Raw genomic sequence first — 19,344 nt, 5'->3', positions numbered from 1 at the left:
ATCGACACGCGATTATTGCCATAAACTTGCGCCGATTCTGAACTTGAGAAGATTTCTGATGAGTGAAATGCAAGGCTTCATCCTGCACGCCAAGACCCGCCCGGAAAAATCCGACGCCTTCGAAGCGTTTTTCAGCGCTTATGTGCAAGCGAGCCGCGCCGAGCCGGGTTGCATCGAGTACCACATGCTGCGCGACAAACAGGACTCGACGCTGTTTATCTTCTACGAGATCTGGCAGTCCCAGGCCCACCTGGACGTGCACTCGAACCTGCCACACATGAAGCAGTTCCTCGAGCAGCGCGATGAGTACCTGGAACGGGATTTCGATATCCGCGCCATCGACATGCTCAGCCCGCCGTCCGCTACCCGCTGATCAGCAAGTGGCCACCGAGTACGCCGAGGCCGATGAAGAACACACGCTTGAACAGCGTGGCGCTGATCCGCTGGCGCAGCCATTGCCCCAGCAACATGCCGAGCACCGCCGGGATCAGCGCCAGCAACGACGCACTTAACTCGCCACCGCCCAGTGCGTCGCGCCATAACAGGCCGGCGGCCAAGGCCAGGGTCGAGACGGTGAACGACAGACCCAGCGCCTGCACCAGTTCATCCTTGCTCAAGCCCAAGGCTTGCAGATAAGGCACGGCGGGAATCACGAAGACGCCGGTGGCCGAGGTGATGACGCCAGTCAACAGGCCGCAAAGTGGACCGAGCCAGCGCTCGGTGTGACGGCCAACACGCAAGGTCGGCAGAAACAATCCGCTCAACGCATAGAGCAACAGCGCAGCGCCCAATCCCCGCACGACCCAATGACCACCGGCCATGCCGATCCACAACGTGCCGGCCCCGGTGCCGATGAAGATCGCCAGCAGCATCGGCCACAACCGTTTGATCAACCCCCGCAGATGCCCGCCAAATGCCAGTTGCCAGACGTTGGTGAGCGTCGCAGGGATGATCAGCAGCGCGGCAGCCTGCGTCGGCGCCATAGCCAGACCGAGCAATCCCATCGCGATGGTCGGCAGTCCGAGGCCGATCACACCCTTGATCATGCCGGCCAGCAGAAAGGTCGCGATAACCATCAATGAAAGGGCCAGACCGAGGTTTTGATAGAACGTGACGAGAGTATTCATGGCGCTATCGTGAGCCCGGATTGGCAGCTTGAAAATCTGCCATATACTGAGGCAGCCTCTTGTTTTGATAGAGGCTCGATCTTCGGGACACAACATGCACTTCGACCTGACCGACCTGCGCCTCTACCTGAACATCCTCGACAGCGGCAACATCACCGCCGGCGCCGCTCGCAGTCATCTGTCCCTGGCGGCGGCGAGTGCGCGCATCCGCGCCATGGAGGCTTCGTTGGGGATCGTGTTTCTGGAGCGCGGTCGTCGCGGCGTTACGCCCACACCTGCGGGCAAGGCCCTGGCGCAACACGCCCGCGTCCTGCTGCAACAGGCTGAATGCATGCAGCAGGATCTGGCCGAATACGCCAAGGGAGTCAAAGGTCAGGTGCGACTGTTGTGCAATACCACAGCTATCACCGAGTACCTGCCTGAGTTGCTTGCAGACTTTCTTCGTGACCACCCCAACCTCGACATCGATCTGCAAGAACTTCCCAGTGCGCGCATTACCCACGCCTTGCGCCAAGGTGCGGCAGACTTGGGCATCGTCTCTGACGCCGTCGACACCGATGACCTGCAGACCCGCCCGTTTCGCGACGATCCGCTGGTGCTGATCATGCCCCGCGATCATCCCTTGGCACACGCAGGTGTCGTGAGTTTCAGCGACACTTTGCACCACGACTATGTCGGTCTCAACGCCAGCAGCGCGTTGGGGGTGTACCTGGAAGAACAGGCGCTGCACACCGGGTCACGCCTGCAAATCCGCATCCGCGCCGACGGTTTCGAAGGTGTGATGCGCATGGTCGCCCGGGGGGCCGGGCTGGCGATCGTGCCCCTCGCGGCGGTTGAGCGCTGGCGTGGTGAACAATTCTTCAAGCGTCTCGCCCTGCAAGAACCTTGGGCAACACGCAAACTCCTGCTCTGTGCGCGGGACTTTGAGGCGTTGCCCGGTTATGCGAAGGCCTTGCTGCATGCCTTGACTCTCCCCTGAGGGGCAGACTTTACCCTTGAGTTTTCATCTTCAAGGACAGAGACGATGGGCAAGCGAATTCTGGTGATTCTGGGTCATCCGGCGAGCAACAGTTTCTGCGGCGCACTCGCCGAACGTTACGCACAGTCGGCGGCGCGTGCCGGGCATGAGGTGCGCCAGTTGTTTCTGGGCGCAATGGACTTTGACCCGGTGCTGCGCGAAGGTTATCAACAGGTCCAACCACTGGAAGCCGACTTGCGCCGCGCCCAGGCGGACATTGTGTGGGCCGAGCACCTGACGCTGGTGTATCCGATCTGGTGGGGCGGAATTCCGGCGTTGCTCAAGGGCTTTTTCGATCGGGTGTTCCTGCCAGGTTTCGCTTTCAAATACCGCGAAGGCAAAGCCTTTCCCGAGAAACTCCTGCACGGTCGCAGCGCCCATTTGCTGGTGACCATGGACACGCCACCCTGGTATTACCGCTGGATCTATCGCATGCCTGGACTGCATCAGGTACGCAAAACCACGCTCGCGTTCTGCGGCATCGAGCCACAACGCACGCTCACGTTCGGCCCGATTCTCGGTTCCAGCGCTGACCAGCGTGAAACCTGGTTGCTGCAGGCCCAGGCTATCGCCAGCCGTTGAGTCTGCCGATAATGCACCGGGCTTTACCACGGCGAATAGGGACTTTTCATGTACATCGGCCAAGCCGCGCAACGCTCCGGAACCACGATCAAGAGCATCCGCCATTACGAGTCGATCGGCCTGCTGCCTGCCGCTCAGCGGTTGGGAAAATACCGCGTCTACGACCAGCAAAGCGTTGACCTGCTGATCTTCATCAAGTGCGCGCAGCAGCTGGGTTTCAGGCTCAAGGAATTACAGTCGATCTTCGCCGGACATCAAGGGCCGCAAATGCCGTGGGAACTGGCCCATCAGGTCATCGCCGCCAAGAAGCAGGAAATCGGCGAACGGATCGCTGCGCTGTCGCAGCAGCATTCGCAATTGGTCGAGTTCGAAGCCAGCCTCGAACAGAGCCGGTTCGATTGCCCGCTGAACAGTCTTTGAGGGTTATGCGCGTTTCTGGACAGCTCAATGTCGAGCACAGACAACTGACCGATGGACGGGCGCTATAGGGTGCGACTTCAGTTCTCTAGTCCACTGCCCCGGAGTCCACATGACCGCACCTATTACCGTTCTTCGCGATACCCACCCACTGCCGGTGCTCGACGCCTGCAAATGGGAAAAACTCGAAGGCGACCCGCACACCGTCAACCTCAACGCCTACACCAGCGAAGACGGCAGCAAGATCATGGGCACCTGGATCTGCACGCCGGGCAAGTGGTATGTGGAATACGTGAAGTGGGAATACTGCGATTTCCGCGAGGGGTACTGCATCATCACCCCAGAAGGAAAGGAGCCGATCCATCTGCGCGCCGGTGATATTTTCGTCATCGAGCCGGGCATGAAAGGCACGTGGGAAGTGGTTGAAACCGTGCGCAAGTATTTCGTGTTTGCCTGATGCAAAAAAACCGGGAGATCACCCGACGTGATTTCCCGGTAAATGTTCGTATGAAATATGCCTCACCTGAGGCTAAGGGCTTTTGTGGCGAGGGAGCTTGCTCCCGCTCGGCGGCGAAGCCGTCGTAAATCAGCAAATGCGTTCATTCTGAAGCACCGTACTCGCCGGTTTGGGTTCGCTTCGCGAACCAGCGGGACGGTGCGGCGTTCCGACAAGCTCCCTCGCCACAGATCTCAAGTGAATCTATTGAGGTTTGCGATAGCTATTGATGATCGCCGAGAAGTCCTTGCCACCTTCCCCACGCTGGCTCATCGCCTGATACAACTGCTGAGCCACCGCGCCGAGCACCACCGGTTGGTGCGCCTGGCGTGCCGCCTCAGTAGCCAGCCCCAGATCCTTGAGCATCAGTTCGGCACCGAAACCGCCGGTATAACCGCGCGAGGCCGGCGCCGTTTCGACGATGCCCGGCCACGGGTTGTACATTTCTGAACTCCAGCAACGACCGGTGGAACTGTTGATGATTCCCGCCAACACCGTCGTGTCGATGCCCAGCGCATCACCCAGCGCCATGGCTTCGCTGACACCAACCATGGAGATCGCCAGCAGTAGGTTGTTGCAGATCTTGGCGATTTGCCCGGTGCCGACTTCGCCGCAATGGACGATGTTGCGGCCCATCTGCGCCAGCACTGGTTGCAGGGTGGCGAACAGCTCAGGGGTAGCGCCGACCATAAACGTCAGGGTCCCGGCTGCCGCACCGCCAGTACCGCCCGACACAGGCGCATCCGCCATGGCCACACCTTGCTTGGCCGCCGTCGCGGCGACATCACGCGCCGTTTGCGGATCGATGGTGCTGCAATCGACTGCCGGCACGCCCTTGGCGATACCCGCCAGCACGCCGTCTTCACCCAGCCACACGCTGCGCACATGCACAGCGGCGGGCAGCATGGTGATCACCAGCTCTGCGCCTTGAGCCGCTTCACGTGCCGAAGCGCTGATGCTGCCGCCCAGTTGCTCGAGCTCTGCCAGAACGGTTTTGTTCAGGTCAACCAGCCGCAGTGCATGGCCAGCCTTGATCAGGTTGCGCGCCATTGGCGCGCCCATGTTGCCGAGACCGATAAAAGCGATTTTCATGTCCGGCTCCTTAACGCAAGTTAATGGTGGTGTTCACACCGTCGTTGACGCTGTTGTCATCGAACCAGCGACTGGTGACAGTCTTGGTCTGAGTGTAGAACTGCACCACTTGCTTGCCATACGGACCGAGGTCGCCGAGTTTGGACCCGCGCGAACCGGTGAAGCTGAAGAACGGAACCGGCACCGGAATCGGAATGTTGATGCCGACCTGGCCAACATCGATTTCAGTCTGGAATTTACGTGCCGCCGCACCGCTTTGGGTGAACAGGCCAGTGCCGTTGCCGAACGGGTTGGCGTTGACCAGTGCGATGGCCTCATCGAGGGTATCGACTTCCAGCACTACCAGCACCGGACCGAAGATTTCCTGGGTGTAGATCTGCATCTCTGGGGTTACGCCGGAGAACAGGGTCGGGCCGACAAAGTTGCCCTTCTCGAAGCCGGGAACTGTAATCTCACGACCGTCCAGCTCCAGCTTGGCGCCTTCCTTGATGCCGCTCTCGATCAAATCCAGAATCCGCGCCTTGGCCTTTTTGGAAATCACTGGACCAACATCAGTGCCCGGCTCACTGCCGGCATTCACTTTGAGTTTCTGCGCCAGCGCCTTCAGATCAGGCAGCCATTGTTTGGCCGCGCCCACCAGCACCACGACGGATGTGGCCATGCAGCGCTGCCCGGCCGCACCGAAACCGGCACCGACCAGCGCATTGAGCGCTTGTTCGCGGTTAGCATCCGCCAGCACAACGGCGTGGTTCTTCGCGCCCATCATCGATTGCACGCGCTTGCCGTGTTTGCCGGCCAGGTCGTAGACGTGAGTGCCGACGGCGGTCGAACCGACGAAGGAAACAGCCTTGATGTCCTTGTGGGTGCAGAGCGCATCCACCACGTCTTTACCGCCATGAACGACGTTGAGCACGCCGGCCGGAACACCGGCCTCGATCGCCAGTTCCACCAGCAGCATGGTCGACATCGGGTCCTGTTCGGACGGCTTGAGCACGAAGGTGTTGCCGCAGGCGATGGCCATCGGGAACATCCACAGCGGAATCATCGCCGGGAAGTTGAACGGGGTGATGCCGGCGCAAACGCCGATTGGCTGACGCAGGGTGTAGGTATCGACGCCGCCAGCAACGTTCTCGGCGAACTCGCCCATTTGCAGGCTGCCGATGGAGCAGGCGTGTTCGACGACTTCCAGGCCGCGGAAGATATCGCCTTCAGCGTCGGCGATGGTTTTGCCTTGTTCGTTGCTGAGCACCACGGCGATGCGCTTGGAGTGTTCGCGAATCAACGCCTGGAGCTTGAGCATGATGCGCATCCGCGCGCCGATCGGCGTCAGCTTCCAGGTCTGGAAGGCGCGATGGGCGGCGCTGATCGCGGCATCGACTTCCTGCGCGGTCGCGAACGGCACTTTCGCCAGCACTTGCTGGGTCGCCGGGTTGACGATGTCGTGCCACTCGGTGGTCTGGGACTCGACCCACTCGCCGTCGATCAACAGCTTTACCGTTTGGACAGTGGTTTCGTTTGGCGTGAGCGATGCGTTCATGTTGGGTCTCCGGGACGTTGTTCTTATTTAGAGAGCTATCTGGGGAGCCAAGGCGAGAATGTCGCCTTGAGATGAGGCGTGTGTCGCGAATTGGTTGTCGGACTGTTTTTGGAGTATAGATGTGCAAACTTCTAATAAGAACGCACATAAAAGCCGGTCCATCATGCAAAAAAACATCACGTCTCTAGGCTCGTTGAACTGGGACGACCTCAAGTTTTTCCTTGAAGTCGCCCGCACCCGCAAGGCCAGCACCGCGGCGAAGCGCCTGGCGGTCGACTACACCACAGTGTCGCGGCGCATCAGTTCGCTGGAAGCGGCATTGGGCACTTTGCTGTTCGAGAAATCCCGGACCAGCGGTTTTGTCCTGACCGCCGAAGGCCAGCGGTTGCTGGGTTACGCCGAGTCGATCGAAAGCACGCTGCACATGGCCTGCGAGCAGGTTTCGGGCTCTGGCGTGGCGTTGTCCGGGCATGTGCGCATGGGCTGCACCGAAGGCTTCGGCAGCTTTTTCATCACCCCGCAGCTGAGCCATTTCGTCGATGCCTACCCGGCGATCTCGGTGGACATCCTGCCGCTGCCGCACTTCATCAGCCTGTCCAAGCGCGAGGCGGACATCGTCATCGCCCTGGAGCGCCCGGAGCATGGTCCGTACGTCTGCTGCAAACTCTGCGACTACAAATTACAGCTCTACGCGACTCAGGATTATCTCGACAAGCACCCACCGATCCGCCGCCCGGCTGACTTGGGTAAACATTCATTCATTAGTTATGTCGACGATCTGGCGTTCAGCTCGGAGCTGTTGTACCTGGCAAATGTGTTGCCTGGCGCCAGTGCCAACCTGCGAAGCACCAGTGTGATTGCGCAATTCGTGGCCGCACAGCAAGGGCGGTCACTGGCGATTCTGCCGTGCTTCCTGGCGGCCCAGGATCCGCGATTGCTGCCGGTGTTGCCGGAAGAGATCAACATCACTCGACAGTTCTGGATGTACTGCCGCGAGGATTTGCGCAAGCTCAAGCGGATCACCCTGTTGTGGGATTACATCCGTGCGGTCACTGAGCAGAATCAGGGTCTGTTGATGGGCGAAAGTCGGGAGACCCTGTTCGCCGATTAGTCGGAGCTCACCACGATCGACACCCGGCGGTTCTCGGTACGACCGGCCGGCGTGTCGTTGGAGGCAACTGGCTCACTGCTGCCGAGACCGCGCAGTTGGATGTTTTGTTCTTTCATCCCGACAGCGGTCAGCACCTTGCCGACGCTTTTTGCGCGGCGCAGTGAGAGCTGTTCGTTGTAAGACTCTTTGCCCGAGGCATCGGTGTGACCATCGACCCGCACTCGCTCAATTCCAACGCCAAGTAACGCCTTGCCGATACGCTCGACGATGTCGGTGCTGGCAGGGTTGAGGCTGTCGTCGTCACTGCCAAACAGCACTTTGCCGGACAGGCCAAAGGCCCAGCCCTCATCGGTCAATTCGAAACCTTGCTGTTTAAGCACAGCGATCTGTACCGGAGTCAGGCCTTTTTGCGGTGCTGTCTGGCAACCGGTCAATGCCAGCAAGGCCATCAATACGGTGAACGTGAAAAATCGCAGGGAACGCCGGGTCAGTGAGAACACAAAAATTAGCTCCTGGTTTGAACATCGGCGACAGGGTGCTCCGACCCGGCCGTGTGCTGTGCGCCTCGGGAAAGGCGCTTGGCTTGGTACATGGCCGCGTCGGCGGCGTCAAGCAACACGCCCGGTGTGGCTCCATGGTCGGGGTACACGGCGATGCCGATGCTGAGTGAAGTCAACACCTGGGTATTGCCCGGCAAGGGGATCGGTACTTCCATGCTGGCGATGATTTTGTCGGCAATCCACTCGGCGTCCTCGATCTTATGCAGCGGCGTCAGCATGACGGCAAATTCGTCACCACCCAAACGCGCCACAAGATCATCTTCACGCAACTGCGCACGAACCCGTTTGGCCACGGCCACCAGCACCGCATCGCCAGCGGCATGACCAAAGCCATCATTGATTTCCTTGAACCGGTCGCTGTCGAGAAACAGCACCGCCACTTGCTCGTTGAGCTTGTTGGCATTACGCAGCGCTCGAATCAGCCGGCCTTCGAAAAACGCTCGATTCGGCAACCCGGTGAGGCTGTCATGGCTGGCCTGGTGGGCCAGGGTTTCGTTTTCGCTTTGCAGGTGGGTCTGCCAGGATTCGAGCTCATCGAGCAAGGCATTGAAGTCATTACCCAGGTTGTCGAGTTCGGCGATGGCGGCGGGTGGTACACGCTGATCGAAGGCTCGCTCACTGCGTGCGGCGTGAGCCACGAACGCCAGGCTGCGCAACGGGCCGGTGATTGCGCGGAGTTGTCGGCGCGCCAGATAGAGCGCCACCCAGGCACTGACGGCGGTACACAAGACGATGCCGACCAGACCGCTGAGCAAAAACCGTAACAGGCTGCCCCCGTGGCCGGTGAGCTGGATGCTGCCGATTTCCCGACCTTGATGAACGATTGGCATGCTGATCGGTTTTTCCAGAAAGGCCTTGGCAATCTGCATTTCGAGATCAGAGAACAAGCCCGTTTCCGGCCGCTCCCAGCGAGCCAGCAACGTGCCTTGCTCGTCCAGCACTTGGGCATCGGCCACTCCTTCGGTGGACGCAATCAACGCCAACGCTTCGGTAGCGGCAGACTTGTCGTTGAACACCACCGCCGCTTCCACGGTGTAATTGATCGAGCGCGCAATCAGGTGCAAGTTATGGTCGGCATAGACCCGCAACGCCAGTACGCCGAGCAACGTCAGCGAGATGCTGGCCATGGCCACGCCCACGAGTGCAACGATCAAATGTCCGCGCCCGATGACCGAGCGCAAGGTTGGGCGGCTACCCGACTTGAATAGACTCATGGCGCCGCCGGCTTGCGGCGGGACAGTTGCAGCACACTGGGGTGAATACGCACGCCACTTCGGGCGACGGAATCCAGGTTGACCTCAAAGGACACTTGCTCATCGCTGACCCGTAGGCAAAACAGACTGCCGACGGTGCATGGGTCGTCGCCTTCGCTGATGCTCAGCACCGGATGCCCTGTCAGCGAAGCGAATAGCTGGCTGCGTTCATCACTGGTCAGTTTGCCGATGTACACCGCGTCGCACTCACCAACAATGGACGGGTTGTCAGCCAGCAGTCTGCGCACGGTAACAGGCCGACCGGTGGCCTGAGTCGTGCCTTTGACCAGATCGTCGGTGTATTCGGTGGGGCCCACTATGCACAAGCGCAGTTGTGCTGGTTCAACAGGCCAACGGGCATAACTGAGGATTCCGAGTACTACCTGCGTGACGGATTTTGCGCGTTGGTCGGCCATGCTCACAGGCGTTTCCGACTGAGCGAAAACGACGCTGGTGAACAAACAGAGAAGGCCGGCGAACAGCACTTGTTTGCACCCGATAACGCGCTGTGTCGTCCAGACAGCGACCTTCATGCAGGGATTCTCTTCGATCGTAGCGAAATGATGCCGCAACGATAGCACAGCGTTCAAACACCAGCGAGGCCGTGCCCTACGGCACTTCGGGACAGTTTCCATCGTCTGGCGCCGTCCCTTTCAACCCCTTGGTTCAACACCCTCATCCAATTCCAGCATCAAGCCACTCAAGCGCTTGACCTTGCGCCTCACTGCCTCTTCGAATACGCCGGGACGCGGCTCGATCAGGGTGAACCAGTTTTTGGCCCGGGTAATTCCGGTGTAGATCAACTCCTTGGTGAGCACAGGGTTCAGGGCATCCGGCAGAATCAACGCCGTATGGGCAAATTCCGAGCCCTGGGATTTGTGCACCGTCATCGCGTACACGGTTTCCACATCATTGAGCCGGCTCGGCAGTACAAACCGTACGCCGCCCTGACCATCATTACGCGGGAACGCCACACGCAGCACCTGCTTCCCAACCTCTGGCCCCTCACGTTCCGGTAGTTTGAGGGCAATGCCGATGTCGCCGTTCATCAAACCCAGACCATAGTCATTGCGGGTCATCAGCACTGGTCGACCTTCGTACCACTGCTGGTCGCTGTCGATCAGCCGAGTCTTGAGCAGCGCGGCGGTCACGCGCTGATTCAACCCCTCCACGCCCCACGGCCCTTTGCGTACGGCGCACAACAACTGGAAGGCGTCGAAGGCTTGCAGTACCTGGCGAGCCCAATCGGTCCAGCAGGGATCATCAAGTGTGCTGTCGAGCGACGGTCGCAGGCTGCGCAAGAGACTCAGGTAATGGCGATAACCCTGCGGTCCATCACCATGCCCCTCAAGCAGCAAGCGTTCCAGCGCCCGGTCCTGCTCCCCCTTGAGGGACAGGGAAAACACGTCGTCATGGCTTCGAGCCGCCAACAACTTGCGGGCTTCCTCGGGTTGCTGCTGGTTGACCCAACGAGCCAGTTGGCCGATGCCGCTGCCCTCGCCGAACCGGCGTGAATGACGCAGCATCACAACTTGCTGGGCCAGGGGATGAGTCCCTTGGGTGTCTTCCTGCAAACCGCTGGCATCCAGGCTTTCACCACTGACAGCTTCCAGCCACCGGCGAGTCTGTGGACTGTACCAACCGGCCTCGGCGTCGCGGCACAGGTCGCCCAGCACGGCGCCGGCCTCCACCGATGCCAGTTGATCCTTGTCACCGAGCAGCACCAGACGGGCATGGACCGGCAACGCATCAAGCAGGTTGGCCATCATTTCCAGATCGATCATCGAGGCTTCGTCCACCACCAATACATCCAGCGGCAAGCGATTACCGGCGTGCTGACGGAAGTGTCGAGTACCGGGGCGACTGCCGAGCAGACGGTGCACGGTGGTAACGTCTGAGGGGATCTTCACTCGTACGGTTTCATCGACTTCCAGAGTCCTGACCTGCTGACTGATGGACTCCGTCAGTCGGGCCGCAGCCTTGCCGGTGGGTGCCGCGAGGCGAATGCGCAACGGCTTGCCGGCCTCCACTGCTGGCGCCTGGAGCAACGCCAGCAAACGCACAACCGTCGTCGTCTTGCCGGTCCCCGGGCCACCGGTAACGATGCTGAATGCGCTGCGGGTGGCGAGGGCACAGGCGAGCTTTTGCCAGTCAATCACTTCACCGGGCTTGGCTGGGCCGAACAAGCTGGTGAGGCGTTGGGACAAATCATCCGGCGTGGTTTCGTGTTCCACCAGGCGTTGGCGCAGCGAGGTGTCGATACGCCGTTCGTATGCCCAGTAACGACGCAAGTACAGGCGTTTGCCCGACAATACCAATGGCCGATGCTGCGCTGCCTCGCGACCATCGACCGCCAAAGCGACCAGACTGCTGGAGGTCAGGACCTTGCACCAATGGGCACCGTCCAGCGCTTCAAGCAGTTGCGACGGCAGCAACATCGCACCACTTTGCACATCACCTTCCGGTGGCAGCGACAGGGCGAAGTCCGGTTCCTTGAGCGTCTCGAACACATCCAGGCACACATGACCGTGGCCCAGTTGATGACTGGCCAACGCAGCGGCCAGCAGCACCAGCGGATCATCGCCGGGAGCGAGCTCATGAAGAAAAGCGACGAAGGCTTTGTCCAGCGCTCGCAGCCAGCCGCGCTCAACCCAGCGTGTCAGTAACAGCAGCAAGTCATCGGCGCGACTCAACGGCGCCAGATCCGCCAGGCTTTCAGCTGTCAACGAAGTGGGCAGCAAATCAGCGAAGGTGCGACTCATAGCAAAACTCCCTGTTCCCAGGCGGGTTCGGCCTTGGGTTCTGGCTTGCCCTGGAACAGCCGGTCCAGACGTTCGATCAGCTCTCTTGGAGGACGGGCGAAATACACGCCCTGGCTGGAAGCGCGTGTACCGCGCAGGAACAGGTACAGCGCACCACCGACATGCCGGTCGTAATCGTAATCGGCAAGTCGCGCCTTGAGCTGGCGGTGCAGGGCTAACAGGTACAGCACGTATTGCAGGTCGTAACGGTTGTCGAGAATCGACTGCTCCATGGCCTGCTCGGTATAGGCCGCGTCATCGACGCCCAGCCAGTTGGATTTGTAGTCGGCGACGTAGTAGCGGCCGTCGTGCTCGAACGTCAGGTCGATGAAGCCTTTGAACATGCCATTGAGCAACACCGGCTCGGCAGCCACCCGGGCCACGCCGTTGTGGGTGTATTGACGCACCAGTTCATCGAGCTTGAGCACATCGACCTTATGACTGGCGAACCAGAACTCCATCTCGACCCGGTATTGGGTGAGCCGCTCGAACACCACGGGGGCCTGCCCGCCGCCGATATGCAGCGGGGACGTAAGCAGATGCTGCAGCCAGTCGCTCAGGGCGGTGATCCAGCCCTCCCAACCACGGCGGTTGCAACGACGGGCAATGGCATCTTCCACAGTTTTCGGCGTGGCGACAAAGCCCTCATCACCGGCCCATTCGAGCAAACCATGGAGAAAGGTGCCGGGGTTCGGCCCACGAGGGAATCGATGGATATCAGCACCACCGGCCACCACTTCTCGTGGTGCTTGCGGATCGAGGCGTTCGTCGTCGAAGAGCTTTTGCGCCTGCGGGCTCTCCGGCGCTTCATCAGTGCCCACGCTCATGCTGTCGCCAATGCGCAGGGCACTGTAGGAAGCAATCCACCAGTTTTCGCTGGCCTTGCGTTTGGGTATCAGCGGAGCAAGCAACGTCGCATCGTTGTGCGGCGGATGGTAGTGCTCGACGGTCACTTCAGGCATTTCACCGTAGCTCAGCGCAGGACAGTCCTGCTGCAGGTCTTGCAGCCAACGCTTCAAGCCCGCCGACTCGGCCAATGGTGCTCCGCCGCCCAGCAGATAACCCAATGCTGAAAGATGCAGCACCGAGCTGTTGTTATTGCCGCGCTTGAGATCAGTCACTCCGAGCCAGCAGGCGTGTTGCGCCCGGGTCAGGGCTACGTAAAGCAAGCGCAAATCTTCGGCAAGACGCTCATCATCCGCCTGAACTATCAACTCGGCCGTCGGCTTCAAGGTCACCTGAGCCTTGCCGCTTTCATCGTGGTAATGCAGCGGCAGGCGGCTGCCATCCACCGGCTTCACCGAGCAAATGAATGGCAGGAATACCAAGGGATATTCAAGTCCCTTGGACTTGTGAATGGTCACGACTTTGACCAGTTGTTCGTCACTCTCCAGACGCAGGATCTGTTCTTCGCCGGCCTGACCGGACAACGCCAGATGCTCGGACAAATGACGGATCAGCGCTTGCTCACCATCGAGTTCGGCGGCCGCCTGTTGCAGCAATTCGGACAAGTGCAGCAAATTGGTCAGCACCCGCTCGCCGTCACTGCGCATGATCAATGTCTGAGGCAGCTGGAAGTCATGCAGCAAGCGCCGCAGCATGGGCAACACGCCCTGCTTGCGCCAGAGCTCGCGGTAGCGGCGGAACTGCATAACCCGCGCTTCCCAGGCCAGTTCGTCCTGATTCAGCCGCTCCAGTTCAGCCAGTGACAGGTTCAGCGTGATGCAGGCCAATGCGGCCCGCAGTGGACGCTCGACATCCGGCTCGGCGCAGGCCTTGAGCCAGGTCAGCAGATCGTGGGCCTCCTGGGCGGCGAACACCGAGTCCTTGTCCGACAGATAGACACTGCGCACGCCACGGGCGGAGAGTTCGCCGCGCACAGCCTGGGCTTCTTTACCGTCGCGGACCAGGATCGCGATATCCGCTGGCAGCAGCCCTCTGAAGTCCTTGCCGTCCTGTATGAAACCCGCGCGACCTTGTTGCCCGCCGTTGAGCAAAGTGGTGATTTCACTGGCGCAGGCGGCGGCGAGTTGTTGTCGGTACACCGCGCCGGACAATGGCTGCTCGGCGGACAAATGCCAGATGTTGAGAGCGGGCACAATCTGAGTGTCGATGTGTAAAATTTCTTTGCGTCCCTGGGATTCGACGGGCAAAAACGGTACCGGGTTCTCACCGTTCTTTTCACGAAACAGGAACGCGCCTCGCCCGGTCTCACGAGACTCGGCACGCTCGAACACATGGTTTACCGCACTGACCATGCCATGGCTGGAACGGAAATTCGTTCCCAGGGTATGCAATCGGCCAGCGGTGGCCTGGCGGGCGCGCAAGTAGGTGTAGATGTCGGCACCGCGGAACGCGTAGATCGCTTGCTTGGGGTCGCCGATCAGGAACAGACCGCATTCGGGATTGTTGTCTTCGATGCGATAGATGCTCTCGAAGATCCGGTACTGCACCGGGTCGGTGTCCTGGAACTCATCGATCAGCGCCACCGGAAACTGCTCGCGAATCAGGGTCGCCAGCCGCTCACCGCCATCGGACTGCAATGCTGCATCGAGGCGCAGCAGCATGTCATCGAAGCCCATCTCCGCACGACGACGCTTTTCTTCCTCGAACCGAGTACCGACCCACTGGGCGGCGTGTTGCAGCACGGCGGCATCAGGTGTCGGCAATCCATCGAGACTGGCCTTGAGGCCGGGCATGGCATCCAGTCCCGGATGACTGGGTGCTTCGCCCTTCCAGGCTTCAGCCATACCCTCGGGTGTCAGGCGCGTGAAGCCGGTGCCGATATCCAGTTGCTCAAGGGATTCGTCTTCAACCCAGGCCCTGATCTTCTCAAACCAGGGTTCGAAATAGCGCGCCTGCATCTTGCGACCGTCGACGCTCTTGCTCGCAACACCCTGGTGACAGATGGCAAGCAACTCGTCCGCCCACTGGCGCCAGGGCATCTTGAGTTCGAGCAAGGCTACCCGCCGCTCTTGCAGACATTCCGTGATCAGCTCGGCAGGCTCTTTACCTTCAACACTGTCTCGCTCACTGGCGAACAAACCACGTACTCGCGGCAGTAAAGCCGCCGGACCGCCCCAATTTCCGCGCACCCAGTTCAGCGCATCGCCTTGCATCGGGTAGCAAAACAGGCGCCAGTAATCACGCAGGACTTCGCCCAGCAAATCGCTGTGATCGGTTTCCAGGGTTTGTGTAAACAGGCTGCCACTGTCGAACGCGTGCTCGCGCAACATGCGCTGGCACCAACTGTGGATAGTTGAAACTGCCGCTTCGTCCATCCACTGCGCGGCGATGTCCAGGCGGTTCGCACACCCGGCCCATTGCTCAGGAAGGTACTCCTCACGAAGCTCCGCGATAAGGCTATCGGGCGCCGGTGTTTCATCACGGAAAAACCGTGCAGCTTCAGCAAGACGTGTGCGGATACGTTCGCGCAGTTCTTTGGTCGCGGCATCGGTGAACGTCACAACGAGGATTTGCGGCGGCAACAATTCACGTCCGAAGCCGCTCGACTCCGCGCCGTGGCCAAGGACAAGGCGCAGATAAAGCGCGGAAATGGTGAAGGTCTTGCCGGTCCCGGCGCTCGCTTCGATCAATTGGCTACCGCGCAGGGGAAATGCCAAGGCCAGAGGTTTGGTGGTCATCAGCGCGTCTCCTCGCTGTTCAATGAACGCCAAGGCGCTTCAAGCAGCGGCCGGTACAATGCGTTGCACCAATCCGGGAACGTTTCGTCTGCGACAAGCGTGTCGAAGTCGGCGAACTGCCGTGCGAGTGCCGGGCTTTCTCGACGCTCGCCGTCGGTGGTCAGGCCATCGCCTTCATAGGCCTTGCGGGCCGCGGCCTGGGCTTTGACCGGATCAGTTTGACCAAGCCAAGCGAAGCCGGTCTTCACCGCAATCGGCAGCGGTTGACGCATGCCCGTTTGCCAAGCCATTAACAGGTCGCCCAGAATCCGCAAGGCTGCACCCTCCTCCATCGGACCGAGTAGCAGACTGTCGTCGCTGGCCACCAACGCGGTGGTCATCGCCATACCACTGGCGCAGGCAACCAGATGATTGACCCAAGGCCGTATCAGCCGATGCCATTTGCGAGATTTGATTGAGCCGATGCTGTTGGGGATTGTCGTGACTGATAGCAAACCACCGTCCGCACGCTGATGCAGGCCGCTGAGCCAACCTTCCAGGCGCAGCCCCTGCAACTCCAGATTCACTGGCAGAGCGTTGGTGAGCGGCGTTGGCCATAACGCCAATAGCTGCTGATAACGCTGCAACAGATCCGGTAACGGTTCGATCAACTCTCGCTGAAGGCATTCGCCGAATCCGGCCATGGGCAGAAGCCCACTGTTTTGAAGGCGTTTTGCCTGCGCTTCCAGTATCTGATCGGTGCTATCCAGATGTCCCAGTGCCGCTTCGAGCAAGCTGTCGCTGAGGCTGTAACGTTGCAACGCATCGAGTACAAATGGCTCTTCATCAGCCAAGGGCACTTCAGCCGCTTCGAAGTACACCTTCAGTCGCTGACTGAAGAAATGTCGCACAGGATTACGCAGGAAGTCCTGCAGTTGACCGAGGCTCAGCGGCTCCTCCTGAACGTAGGGATCAAGGACCTCGATATCAGTCGACGGCTCACTGGTTTGATGCAGCACCTGCCATTCATTCGCGTAGCTAAACAAATCATCGCCTTCATGGAAGTAGCGGGCGCTGAACGGTTGCAGTGGATGTTCCTGAGTGATGGCCTCAAGCAGATCTTCGTCGACATCATGCAGTCGCCAACCGCTGGCCAGATGATCTCGCAATTGGCCAATCAGTACCGACGCAGGGCGTTCACTGTTATCGCGAATGCTGCGACCGACCCAGCTGATATAGAGTTGGTCACGTGCCGACAACAGGGCTTCCAACAGCAGATAGCGGTCATCTTCACGTCGGGAGCGATCGCCAGGGCGGTAATCACTGCCCATGAGGTCGAAGTCCAGTGGCGGTTGGGCACGCGGGTAGTCCCCGTCATTCATGCCCAGCAGGCAGACCAGTTTGAACGGGATCGCGCGCATGGGCATCAAGGTGCAGAAGTTAACCGCACCAGCCAGGAAACGCTGGGACAGACGGCCTTGATCGAGGCCGGCGAGCCAGGCTTCACGGACCACGGTCAACGGCAGCTCATCATGCAAGCCGACTGACTCGCACGTCTCAAGCCAGGTTTCACGCAGCTCTTCGAGTTGGGCCAACACGTAGTCGTCATGCTCGTTACTGGCCAGGAAAAACAACTGAACCAGTGCGTGCAATCGAAAGCCCCATTGTTTGGGAGCTGCGGGCTGAGTGAGTTCCTGGTGGGCAATCGCCAATGCGTCCAGCAGCGCGACCAAAGGCCCAATGAGCGCGGCATCCAGACCACCGATCTCGTCGTAGGGTTCGATACCCTCGCAGGCACTGGCACTGCCCACGGCATAACCGAGCAGCATCCGTCGCAGGCCGAAACGCCAACTGTTTTGTTCCAGCTCCTGCGGCAGACCGAGACCCGCGCGCTGCTCGGCATTCATGCCCCAGCGGATGCCTGCGCCTTCGATCCAACGGTGCAGGGTCGGCAGATCACGTTCCTCTACACCGAAGCGAGCGCGTAGTGCAGGAACATCCAGCAGATCGAGGATCTCGCTCACAGGGAAACGGCTGTCGGGCAGTTTGAGTAGATGCTCGATAGCAATCAGTAACGGGTCACGGCCACGTTGGCCTTGATCGGCGAGCGTGAAGGGAATGAAACGCGGATCGTGGCGTTCAAGCTGAGCAAATACCGCACGGATATGCGGTGCGTAGCTGTCGATGTCCGGGACCATCACGATCACATCGCGAGGCCTTAAATCCGGATCAGCACTGAAGCGTGCGAGCAACTGGTCGTGGAGGATCTCCACTTCACGCTGGGCACTATGGGCAATGTGAAAACGGATCGATTCGTCGTTTGCCGGATCGACAGCCGGCCAGCGTTCGCGAGTCTCGTTCAAGGGACGCAACTCAAGAATGTCGTCCTGTAATTGATTGAGCATGTTCTGTGGCTGGCTGTCGCTGAACAGGTCGATACGGCCATCGCGGAATGCGGAGCGGTAGCTGTTGGGATCGTCGTAGCTGTCGAGCAGATTGATGTAGTCCCGCCCCTGCTTGCCCCATGCCGCCAGTAGTGGATGGGCATGCTGGTGAAGGGTTTGCGGGTCGAGCACAACCGGCATTCCGCTCTTGCGAGCCTGACGCTTGTATTGATGCCGCAACAGGTCTTTATCGGCGACGATGTCTGCCCAATGGTGACGACACGGGTTGTGTACGCAAAGCAGAACCTGGCTGAACCGGGCCAGCCCCGCCAGTGCTTCCAGCGCTTGAGCGGGCAGTGAAGAGATCCCGAAAACGATCACCCGTGAAGGCAATCCGCTGGGAGCTACGTCGAGGTTGTTGATGCGTTCGATAAACCGTTGATGGACGCCGGCTCGGCTTTGCGCCATGCCTTGTTCACCCACATCCAGCAGCAGCGCACGCCACAACTCTGCCTGCCAGCAGTTAGCCGGGGTCAGAGGTTTGGACTCGCCTCTACCATTTCGTAATTGATGGCGACCTTCTGCCCAGTCTTCAAGCCAGTCGGCACGGTACACCTGATATTGGTCGAACAGATCCGCCAATCGCTCCGCCAATTGATAGCGTTTACGTAAGTCTGTGTCATTCGTAAGGAAGCGCTGCAGGGGTTCGAAGTGCGGTTGGTTGATCAACTGCGGAAGCAGACGCATCAGACGCCAGGTCAAGGGAGCTTTATCGAGCAGGGATTTGACCGGGATTTCGTCACGTCCAAGCACCATGCGATAGAGCTGCCACATGAAGCTACCCGGTAACTGCACATCGATGGCTGCTGCGATTCCGCAGCCGCCCATGTCATCGTCTTCAGGGTCTTCTGCCAGTGCCAGCTTCAGCCATTGGGCGATGCCGTTGCTCTGAACCAGGGCAATTTCATTTTCCAAGGGAGCCAACGGGTAACGCCGCATCCAGCTGACTACCAGGCTGCGCAACTCGTCCAGGCGGTTGCCGTGAACCACCATAAAACCAGCACTGAGGGACGTCGCGTCCGGCATAAAGGCTTCCTTGGAAAAATACAAAAGCTAGGGCCGAACCTTAGCATTGTCGGGAGACTGTGACAGCCGGGAGCCGTCCGGTATTGCTGTGAGAACTTTCTTGCGGACAAAACAAAACCCCTACCTGCATACGCAGATAGGGGTTTCGGAATTTAATCTTGACGATGACCTACTCTCACATGGGGAAACCCCACACTACCATCGGCGATGCATCGTTTCACTGCTGAGTTCGGGATGGGATCAGGTGGTTCCAATGC

Annotated in this window: 15 protein-coding genes and 1 rRNA gene; 6 read left to right on the top strand and 10 right to left on the bottom strand. The window is 59.8% G+C overall.

The features are described from left to right. Nucleotides 1-58: 58 nt before the first annotated feature. On the top strand, nucleotides 59-373 hold the full coding sequence (locus KGB23_RS26130; protein WP_223433125.1) for a putative quinol monooxygenase: 315 nt from the start codon (nucleotides 59-61) through the stop codon (nucleotides 371-373). Here KGB23_RS26130 and KGB23_RS26125 read toward each other — a convergent pair. Further along, a complete protein-coding gene (locus tag KGB23_RS26125) occupies nucleotides 363-1,127 on the bottom strand; it encodes a sulfite exporter TauE/SafE family protein (protein WP_223433124.1) in 765 nt (254 codons plus the stop codon). The two genes, KGB23_RS26130 and KGB23_RS26125, sit on opposite strands and share 11 nt — an antisense overlap. Before the next feature lie 94 nt (nucleotides 1,128-1,221). Between KGB23_RS26125 and KGB23_RS26120 the strand changes: the two genes are divergently transcribed. The 4 genes from KGB23_RS26120 to KGB23_RS26105 all read left to right on the top strand — a co-directional run bounded on the left by KGB23_RS26120 (nucleotide 1,222) and on the right by KGB23_RS26105 (nucleotide 3,601). After that, complete coding sequence (locus KGB23_RS26120; protein WP_223433123.1) at nucleotides 1,222-2,106, top strand: LysR substrate-binding domain-containing protein; 885 nt, start codon at nucleotides 1,222-1,224, stop codon at nucleotides 2,104-2,106. 45 nt (nucleotides 2,107-2,151) lie between these two features. Continuing rightward, nucleotides 2,152-2,727 carry an NAD(P)H-dependent oxidoreductase gene (locus KGB23_RS26115; protein WP_223433122.1) on the top strand — a complete coding sequence of 192 codons (576 nt, stop codon included), beginning with the start codon at nucleotides 2,152-2,154 and terminating at the stop codon, nucleotides 2,725-2,727. A 48-nt stretch (nucleotides 2,728-2,775) separates the two neighbouring features. Further along, the gene (locus KGB23_RS26110; protein ID WP_223433121.1) at nucleotides 2,776-3,147 is read left to right on the top strand and encodes a MerR family transcriptional regulator; all 372 of its coding nucleotides are present in this window, start codon (nucleotides 2,776-2,778) and stop codon (nucleotides 3,145-3,147) included. 109 nt (nucleotides 3,148-3,256) lie between these two features. Next, nucleotides 3,257-3,601 (top strand): cupin domain-containing protein, encoded by a 345-nt coding sequence (locus KGB23_RS26105; RefSeq protein ID WP_007946320.1) that lies wholly within the window; start codon nucleotides 3,257-3,259, stop codon nucleotides 3,599-3,601. 243 nt (nucleotides 3,602-3,844) lie between these two features. Here KGB23_RS26105 and mmsB read toward each other — a convergent pair whose 3' ends face one another. Both mmsB and KGB23_RS26095 read right to left on the bottom strand, forming a co-directional pair. Further along, nucleotides 3,845-4,732, bottom strand: coding sequence for a 3-hydroxyisobutyrate dehydrogenase (gene mmsB, locus KGB23_RS26100; RefSeq protein ID WP_223433120.1), 888 nt, complete (start codon nucleotides 4,730-4,732; stop codon nucleotides 3,845-3,847). A gap of 10 nt (nucleotides 4,733-4,742) precedes the next feature. Beyond that, nucleotides 4,743-6,269, bottom strand: coding sequence for a CoA-acylating methylmalonate-semialdehyde dehydrogenase (locus KGB23_RS26095; protein WP_223433119.1), 1,527 nt, complete (start codon nucleotides 6,267-6,269; stop codon nucleotides 4,743-4,745). Between the two features lie 163 nt (nucleotides 6,270-6,432). On the opposite strand from KGB23_RS26095, the gene KGB23_RS26090 reads away from it, so the two are divergent. Continuing rightward, nucleotides 6,433-7,380, top strand: coding sequence for a LysR family transcriptional regulator (locus KGB23_RS26090; RefSeq protein WP_150658678.1), 948 nt, complete (start codon nucleotides 6,433-6,435; stop codon nucleotides 7,378-7,380). Here the strand turns inward: KGB23_RS26090 and KGB23_RS26085 are convergent. The 7 genes from KGB23_RS26085 to rrf all read right to left on the bottom strand — a co-directional run. Then, nucleotides 7,377-7,880 (bottom strand): OmpA family protein, encoded by a 504-nt coding sequence (locus KGB23_RS26085; protein ID WP_223433118.1) that lies wholly within the window; start codon nucleotides 7,878-7,880, stop codon nucleotides 7,377-7,379. The two genes, KGB23_RS26090 and KGB23_RS26085, sit on opposite strands and share 4 nt — an antisense overlap. A gap of 5 nt (nucleotides 7,881-7,885) precedes the next feature. Then, a complete protein-coding gene (locus KGB23_RS26080) occupies nucleotides 7,886-9,154 on the bottom strand; it encodes a diguanylate cyclase domain-containing protein (RefSeq protein ID WP_223433117.1) in 1,269 nt (422 codons plus the stop codon). Continuing rightward, nucleotides 9,151-9,726, bottom strand: a complete 576-nt coding sequence (locus tag KGB23_RS26075; RefSeq protein ID WP_223433116.1) for a YfiR family protein — start codon at nucleotides 9,724-9,726, stop codon at nucleotides 9,151-9,153. Before KGB23_RS26075 ends, KGB23_RS26080 begins: the two co-directional genes overlap by 4 nt. 120 nt (nucleotides 9,727-9,846) lie before the next feature. Further along, the gene (gene recD / locus KGB23_RS26070; RefSeq protein ID WP_223433115.1) at nucleotides 9,847-11,955 is read right to left on the bottom strand and encodes an exodeoxyribonuclease V subunit alpha; all 2,109 of its coding nucleotides are present in this window, start codon (nucleotides 11,953-11,955) and stop codon (nucleotides 9,847-9,849) included. Beyond that, nucleotides 11,952-15,638 carry an exodeoxyribonuclease V subunit beta gene (recB, locus tag KGB23_RS26065; protein WP_223433114.1) on the bottom strand — a complete coding sequence of 1,229 codons (3,687 nt, stop codon included), beginning with the start codon at nucleotides 15,636-15,638 and terminating at the stop codon, nucleotides 11,952-11,954. Before recB ends, recD begins: the two co-directional genes overlap by 4 nt. After that, nucleotides 15,638-19,087, bottom strand: a complete 3,450-nt coding sequence (recC, locus tag KGB23_RS26060) for an exodeoxyribonuclease V subunit gamma (protein WP_223433113.1) — start codon at nucleotides 19,085-19,087, stop codon at nucleotides 15,638-15,640. Before recC ends, recB begins: the two co-directional genes overlap by 1 nt. 156 nt (nucleotides 19,088-19,243) lie before the next feature. Beyond that, nucleotides 19,244-19,344: ribosomal RNA gene (gene rrf, locus KGB23_RS26055) — 5S ribosomal RNA — on the bottom strand; the annotation flags it as partial.

This window comes from Pseudomonas sp. GL-B-26 (assembly GCF_019947405.1).
Classification (GTDB): domain Bacteria; phylum Pseudomonadota; class Gammaproteobacteria; order Pseudomonadales; family Pseudomonadaceae; genus Aquipseudomonas.
This window is presented reverse-complemented; position numbering and strand designations above follow the sequence as displayed.

Coding starts and splice junctions, on each gene's coding strand:
- KGB23_RS26130 (WP_223433125.1), top strand. CDS start 59: ATGAGTGAAATGCAAGGCTTCATCCTGCACGCCAAGACCCGCCCGGAA.
- KGB23_RS26125 (WP_223433124.1), bottom strand. CDS start 1,127: ATGAATACTCTCGTCACGTTCTATCAAAACCTCGGTCTGGCCCTTTCA.
- KGB23_RS26120 (WP_223433123.1), top strand. CDS start 1,222: ATGCACTTCGACCTGACCGACCTGCGCCTCTACCTGAACATCCTCGAC.
- KGB23_RS26115 (WP_223433122.1), top strand. CDS start 2,152: ATGGGCAAGCGAATTCTGGTGATTCTGGGTCATCCGGCGAGCAACAGT.
- KGB23_RS26110 (WP_223433121.1), top strand. CDS start 2,776: ATGTACATCGGCCAAGCCGCGCAACGCTCCGGAACCACGATCAAGAGC.
- KGB23_RS26105 (WP_007946320.1), top strand. CDS start 3,257: ATGACCGCACCTATTACCGTTCTTCGCGATACCCACCCACTGCCGGTG.
- mmsB (WP_223433120.1), bottom strand. CDS start 4,732: ATGAAAATCGCTTTTATCGGTCTCGGCAACATGGGCGCGCCAATGGCG.
- KGB23_RS26095 (WP_223433119.1), bottom strand. CDS start 6,269: ATGAACGCATCGCTCACGCCAAACGAAACCACTGTCCAAACGGTAAAG.
- KGB23_RS26090 (WP_150658678.1), top strand. CDS start 6,433: ATGCAAAAAAACATCACGTCTCTAGGCTCGTTGAACTGGGACGACCTC.
- KGB23_RS26080 (WP_223433117.1), bottom strand. CDS start 9,154: ATGAGTCTATTCAAGTCGGGTAGCCGCCCAACCTTGCGCTCGGTCATC.
- KGB23_RS26075 (WP_223433116.1), bottom strand. CDS start 9,726: ATGAAGGTCGCTGTCTGGACGACACAGCGCGTTATCGGGTGCAAACAA.
- recD (WP_223433115.1), bottom strand. CDS start 11,955: ATGAGTCGCACCTTCGCTGATTTGCTGCCCACTTCGTTGACAGCTGAA.
- recB (WP_223433114.1), bottom strand. CDS start 15,638: ATGACCACCAAACCTCTGGCCTTGGCATTTCCCCTGCGCGGTAGCCAA.
- recC (WP_223433113.1), bottom strand. CDS start 19,087: ATGCCGGACGCGACGTCCCTCAGTGCTGGTTTTATGGTGGTTCACGGC.